3 protein-coding genes and 1 pseudogene are annotated in these 5,146 nt (G+C 61.8%); all 4 read right to left on the reverse strand.

From position 1 onward, the window contains the following. Positions 1-41 precede the first annotated feature (41 nt). A complete protein-coding gene (locus tag NW818_RS12805; protein ID WP_414424770.1) occupies positions 42-905 on the reverse strand; it encodes an ABC transporter substrate-binding protein in 864 nt (287 codons plus the stop codon). Between the two features lie 29 nt (positions 906-934). Continuing rightward, positions 935-2,254 (reverse strand): energy transducer TonB, encoded by a 1,320-nt coding sequence (locus NW818_RS12810; RefSeq protein WP_414424771.1) that lies wholly within the window; start codon positions 2,252-2,254, stop codon positions 935-937. A 46-nt stretch (positions 2,255-2,300) separates the two neighbouring features. Then, a complete protein-coding gene (locus NW818_RS12815; RefSeq protein WP_414424772.1) occupies positions 2,301-4,724 on the reverse strand; it encodes a TonB-dependent hemoglobin/transferrin/lactoferrin family receptor in 2,424 nt (807 codons plus the stop codon). 70 nt (positions 4,725-4,794) lie between these two features. Beyond that, a pseudogene (locus NW818_RS12820) lies at positions 4,795-5,146 on the reverse strand (ABC transporter ATP-binding protein); the annotation flags it as partial.

Genomic DNA, 5,146 nt, shown 5'->3' on the forward strand with positions numbered 1-5,146 from the left:
AGCAGTGTTCAGCGTAAATGTATCAGACACTCCAAGTCCGTTCAAAAAATGCGGGCTAACTGCTCGCAGGCAACTCTGATTTTCTCCAAGCTACCGGGATTGACCAAGCCGTAGTAGTCAAATCCATAAACTTTCCCAGTTTGGACGGCTTGCAACCGATTCCAAAAGGGGCGGGAACGGAAAAACGCCAAGGGATCCGCCGCCTCCGGGTTGACCACCAACAAAACCTCGGGGTTGGCTTCCAGGATGCGCTCTGCCGCAAGGGTGACATAGCCGCGAAATTGCCCTTGGCTTTGCAGGGCAGCCGTCAGGTTATCGGCGCCAAAGCGCTCCAGCAGATCCCCGGCCCAGCTTTGCCGGTTGGGAGAGAGAATCGGCTGGGTGCCCACCAAAAGCAGGGTTTTGGGGCGAACTGGGGGCAGCTCCTGGGGCAAAAGCGATCCGTACTCCCGCAGCAAGGGATCCGGATCCGCCCCCAAGGCAGCAGCCAGAGTGGCGATGGTTGCTTCCAGGGCAGCCCAACTGTCCACCTGCGTGAGATAGGTGGGGATCCCCAATGCCTGCAATCGTTCTGCCAAAGCCGTGTGAAAGCCACTGGCCCCCACCACCCAGTCCGGTTGCAGGGCCACGATTTGCTCCAGGTTAGGTTGGTTGCCCAGCCCCAGCCGAGTTATGCCCTGAAAGCGGGGATCCGCCTCCAACAAGCGCCCGGACGGGATCCCCACCAGCTTGTCCGGAGCCAGGCGATAGAGAATATCGGCTGTCAAGGTGGTGAGGCTGGCCACTCGCCGAACCGGAGCTGGCGGGATCTGGCTTTGGGCGCGGGCCAAGCGACCCATTCCCCAAACCCCCAGGCTGGCCAGGCCCAAGACAAGGAGTTGACGGCGAGAAAGACAAGACGGCATGGACGATCTCCAAAACAGTTCCAAAACAGTCAATTGAGGGTGAACTGGATGGGCACCACCACCCAAGACTCGATGGGGGCGTTGTTTCTCAAGGCCGGGCTGAATTCCCACCGCTGCACCGCCTCCTGCGCTGCCCTATCCAGGGCGGGAAACCCACTGGAAGAGACGATCTCCACCTGCTGCACCTGCCCCTGGGCATTGACCTTGGCCCGCAGCAGCACCTGCCCCTGTTGGCCGAGACGGCGAGCTTGAGGAGGGTAGGGGGGCGGAGGATTGCGACCGGGGATCGGGCGGGCCAGGATGTCCGGCTGGGGGTTGGCAGCCACTGTCGGTGGGGAGGAACTGGGGGTGGCAGGTGTTGGGGCAGAGGAATGGGGTTGGGCTGCACCTATACCGCCAGGTGTCCCAGTTTCAGGATCCCTTGGCCCCAATCTGCTCTCGCTGCCGGGGGAAGGCGGAGCGGCGGCAGTCTTTACGCTGGAACGGATCCCTTGGATCAAGGGGGTAAAGCGGGGCAGAGAGGTGCTTGAGGTAACCGGGGCGGAGGTGAGTGGAGTCGCTGTAGAGGTGGGGGTAACCGCCGGAGTTGGGGTGGGCTGTTGTGGCGGAGGAGTGGGTTGCGGGGTGGCTGTCGGTAATGGGGTCAGTGGAGGAGTAGGGGTGGGTTCTGGCTTTGCCGTGGGAATGGGTGTAGGGGTCGGTGGAGGCGTAGGGGTCGGAGTTTGCAGGGCCAGCAAAGATTCAGCCTCCGGGATGGCTGGCATCTCGATCTCTTGGGGCACAGGCTCCGGTGGGGATAGATCGTCTGCAGGGGGCGATTCCGGGGCCGGGCCGGGCGGCTCTGCTGTTGGCTCTGGTGGGAGAGATTCTATGGATTCTGAATCCGGTTCGAGCAACTGTGGCTCGGGATCCTCCAGCAAAAGCGTGACTGGGATCCGGAGTTCTGCGTCTGATAAAGGCCGGGATCCCCACCAAGCCAGCCCCAGCAGCGCCATCAGGTGCAAGAGGAGGGAAATCAACCCCTCCCGGCGCAGCGGTCGGGGATCCCTGGCTCGCAGGTGGAGGACGGTCCCCGGCGGATCTTCCCCCTCCTGGCAAGCTGTCCAGAGGGCAGCCCAGCTATAGCCGGCCACCCAAGCCTCTTGCAGCAGCTCCTCGGCACACTCCAGCCAGCCGCTCTCTCTTGCGCCAGCCCAAAGCCACAACGCCAACCAAGCCAGCCCCGCCTCCCAGGCCATGCCCGCCTGCTGCCAATACCACCCCTGCAGTCGCCACAAAAGCTGGGGACAGGACTTCCGAAGAAGAGAGAGGGATCCCTTGGGGGTGCGGGCAGGTGGCTCGGCAAGCATCGGTTAGAGCAGGATCCAGAGTAAACACGGCCTCAGGTCTTGGCCCCTAAAACCGGGTGGAAAAACTGAGCGCAGCATGCCGTCCCGGCTGGGCCCGCCGTTCCACTTCAGGGCCGACAAAGAGAGAGCGGGTTTCGGAGTAGAGAAAATACTTTTCATCAAAGAGATTGAACACCCCGAAATTCAATTGCCAGTTGTCGTCCAGGTTGTAGTAGCCCAGCAGATCCACCACGGTGTAGCCCTTGGGCACAAACGGAATTCGAGGTGGAGCGTTGGGGTTCGGTTGCACTACCTCCCGTTGCGGGTCGCGGGGATCCGCCACCAGCGTGGCCACCAACCTGGCTCCCCAGATCTGGCTGGGATCGTCGTAGTGCAGTCCCAGTACTGCCGTCAGTGGCTCAATGGAAAGGAGGGGTTTGTTTTCGGTGAGGTTATCCCCCACCGCCCAGGCAAAGCTGCCATTGAGGCTCCAGCCGGTCAAATCGGGGCTGAAGAAGTACTGCCCGGTGGCTTCTACACCATAGATGCGGGCCCGACTGACGTTCTGGCTCTGAAAGAGAGTCACCGGTGGAGGTGGCGGGCTCCCTGGCGGGCCGGGGGGTGAAGGCTCGGATCCCACCTCCCGGAAAGCCTCGATAAAGTCGTTGTAGGTGTTGTAGTAGGCGGCCAAGCTAAAGCTGGCCTGGGGGTAGATCCCCCGCAACCCCACTTCAAAGCCTTGGCTGGTTTCCGGTCGCAAGTTGGGATTGGAAAGGGTGCGGTAGCGGAAGAAGGGGCTGACCAGGTTGGTGAAGCCGCTGTTGATTTCGTTGTACTGAGGGGCCCGAAAACCGGTGTTGTGCTGGGCCGTAAAGGTGAGGTTGGGATTAATCCTCCACACCAGGCCCACCTTGGGAGAAATGGCATCGGCAAACAGGCTGGCGGCTTCTGCCCCACTTTTCAAGAAGGCTTCGTCAGGGCTGGGGGTGAGGCGGTAGGTGTCGTAGCGGATGCCGGGGATGAGGGTAAAGTTGCCGCCCCCAAAGTCGATCTCATCTTGCAAATACAGCCCAAAGCGCACGGTATCGGAGTCGGGAAAATCTTTGGTGGGAAAAGTGTCCGGGGGGATGTTTTGGGTGACTGCCCCGGTCAGCAGGTTGGTTTGGAAGCGGTTGCGGGGACGTTCGTTGCGGGTGGTGGAGATCTCCATTCCATACACCAAGCGGTGGGAGAGATCCCCGGTTTGGAAGCGGCTCTGGGCCTGTACGCTGGCTCCCAGAATGTTGCTGACCAGCTCGTTGAAGGTATCCCGACGCACAGGCACGGGCCGACCTTGTACCGTGAGGGTGCGTTCTTCCACGCTGGGCTCCTGGGTGCGGGCCGGCTGGTAGTAGATCTGGACGGTGGCCAGCTCAAAAGCGGGGGTATCGGGGTTGGCGTAGCGATATTCCAAGCTGAGGCGGCTGCGCTCGGTCTCAATGGTCTCCCTGAAAAAGCGGATGCCGGGATCCAGGTTGCGGGGCGAAAAGGTGGTGGTGGTGCGGTTGTGGAAGTATTCCGCCGTCAGGGTGAGGCTGTCAAAGGGACTGAAGCGATAGACCAGCTTGGCCAGAACATTGTCTCCCTCCACCGTCTGCCGATCCTTGAAACTGGGATCCGCCTGGATATCCGGCTCTCTGGCGTCGCGGCGAGTGTAGATGAGCAGGGCCTCTAAGTTATCCTGCCGACCCGCCAAGCTGAGGGTGTTGACGTACCCTTGGTTTTTGCTGTCGTACTGGCTGGACAGGCCCACATGGCTGTCCCGTTCCCCCAGCAGATCGGCTGGATCCAGGGTGGTATAGGTCACCACACCCCCCAGCGCGTCGCTGCCGTAGAGGGTGGAGGCGGGGCCGCGGATAATTTCTACAGTTTTCAGGGTCTCCAGCTCAAAGGTATCCCGGCCAATGGTGAAGGGGCCGAAGGAAAATCGCTCCGGCTGGCGGATCCCATCCACCTGGATCAGCACCCGGTTGGCGTCGAGGCCGCGGATGTTGAAGTCCTGCAGGCCGTAGCGAACGCTGCGCCGCACGCTTACCCCCGGCTCGTAGCGCACCAGATCCTGAATGTTTTGAACCAGCTCCCGCCGCAACCGCTCCCGGTCGATGACGGTAATGCTGGCGGGCGAGTCGGCTAGGGTGCGCTCGGTGCGAGTACCGGTTACGGTGACCTGTTGCAGGTTAAAGATCGGCGTGCCTTCCTGCTGGAGAGCCCGAAGTTCGGCCTGTAGCCGCTCCACCTCTGCCTGATCCCCCCGCTGGCGGGCAGCTTCGATTTGCGCCTCCAGCTCCCTAATCTGCTCTGGCAGGGTGGTCGGTGCAGGGGTGGCCTGGGCCAACAGCGGCGGAGTTGTCGAATCAGGGATCCGGGCATTGGGCTGAGCCTGGGACAGGGATCCCCAGCCCACTCCCAAACTCAACCCCAAACTCACCACCCGCCACCAACGACCGTTCATGCGCATAACCTCTCAGACTCCTCAAATCCACCCCAGGAAAAACTCACTGCAAAACCGGACAAACCCTCCCTCAGCACCCTGACACCGGCAGGGAGAGGAGCCTTGCTGCCGCTGGAGCTGTGCTGCGCAGGGGGCAAAGCTGTGGCCCTACCGGAGTCGAGATCCACTCCACCTCCAGGCCAAACACCTGTCGCACCCGGCTGGGGGTCAACACCGCCAAGGGAGACCCCAGGGCCTGCATCTGGCCGGATCCCAGCAAGGCAATCTGCTCGCTGTAGCGAATGGCCAAATTCAGGTCGTGCAGCACCGTAACTACCGTCAGGCCCTGCTCCTGCTTCAGCCGTTGCAACAGCTCCAGCAGCTCCAGTTGGTGGCGCAGATCCAAAAAGGTGGTGGGCTCATCCAACAGCAACACCTGCGGC

The sequence above is a fragment of the Synechococcus sp. R6-5 genome (assembly GCF_047461775.1).
GTDB lineage: Bacteria > Cyanobacteriota > Cyanobacteriia > Thermostichales > Thermostichaceae > Thermostichus.